Origin of the sequence: Campylobacter coli LMG 9860 (assembly GCF_000254135.1) — a bacterium.
Classification (GTDB): domain Bacteria; phylum Campylobacterota; class Campylobacteria; order Campylobacterales; family Campylobacteraceae; genus Campylobacter_D; species Campylobacter_D coli.
The window spans coordinates 1-1,358 of sequence record NZ_AINS01000146.1; the positions used below are offsets into that span (position 1 = coordinate 1).

At 29.4% G+C, this 1,358-nt stretch carries 1 protein-coding gene; it reads right to left on the minus strand.

Features of this window, described 5'->3' with window-relative positions; genetic code table 11:
• Positions 1-1,331, minus strand: a 1,331-nt coding sequence (locus CCO88_RS09815; protein WP_140441459.1) for a motility associated factor glycosyltransferase family protein, incomplete at its 3' end; no start/stop codon positions are given.
• Positions 1,332-1,358: the final 27 nt, after the last annotated feature.

Genomic DNA, 1,358 nt, shown 5'->3' on the forward strand with positions numbered 1-1,358 from the left:
CCTTCGGTGCAGTTGTAGGTGGTGATATTGAGTTTTTCTTTTGCCCAAAATATATCTTTTTCAAAAGCTTGACGAAACAAATTCCAAGTAAGTTGTGTTCTTACTTTGCCTTTTCCCCCATAAGCTAGTGTATATTTTTCTCCTCTGATTTCTTCACCTTGGCTTCCATGTATATGCTCTTTAGGATGTGAACTTCCATCCTCGCCATAAGCTAGATCTTGTCCTATAAAAATGATATTTTCAAATCTTAAAGCTCCTGCTAGTTCATAGATCATATTGGAAACACTGTGTCCTACTCCAAGATATCCATATTTATCAAGTTTTAAACTAGCTGCAAAATTTAAAGGGCGATGTACAAGCATATAAGTTCTTTGATCTTTTTCTAAAAAATCTAATACTTCTTTGTGAACCACAGAAGCAAGTATGAAAAGTATGCCTTTGTTAAAATCGCCAAAATCATTATCAAAACATTTAGAAACTATATCATCACGCTCTAGCATGCAAACATAATCAGGCTTTATACCGTATTTTCCAAGGATAACATAAGCACTATCTGCACAAAAAATCGTAGCTTTATTAGCATACTTTTTTAATAAAGGAAGTTGTTTTATAAGACTTGGTCCTGTAGAAACAATGATAGCATTTTTAACCTTAGCTCTTCTTTCTTTGAGAAATTCTTGAAAAATTCCATGATTTAACATTTTAGGGAGATTATCTAGGGTATGTTTGATCCCTACTAAAGAATCATGTGGATCATTACCTTTGTTTAAAACGATAAATCGTATCATTTCTATCAGTTGAGTATTTATATTTTGTATTTGAGTGCTATAAAATTGTTGATAAAAATCATTATGGATAAAAAGATTAAAAATTTTTACACTTTTTTGAATGATTTCATAAGTAAAAAGTGTGGTAAGTTGTGCTGTATTAATATTTGGAGTATAAAAAAGTATTAGTTGTTCTTTTTTTAATTCTTCGCTAAAATCAAATAAATGAAAAGCTAAAGTTAAAATTTCAAGATTGTCTTCAAAAATGATAATGTGTTTATGTTGTTTGTTTTTACATAAAGTTTTATAAAACATTCCATTTCCAAAGCCATAAAAAAACAAAACAGGATATTTGTTATATTCGGTTTTAAACAGAGTAAGGTTTTCTAAAAGCTCTTTATTGGGATTTTCATAAAGAAAAATATCATCTTTTTTAAAATTTATTCCATTTTCATCTTGGATAAGTGCAAAAGTTAAGTATTTAAGTGATCTCAGTGTACAAGCTAAAAACTCATCGACCTCAAACAAAGCTTGAGTATTTTTTAAAAAAAGCTCTTCTCTCACTTTCTCACCCTTTCCATCCATTTATCT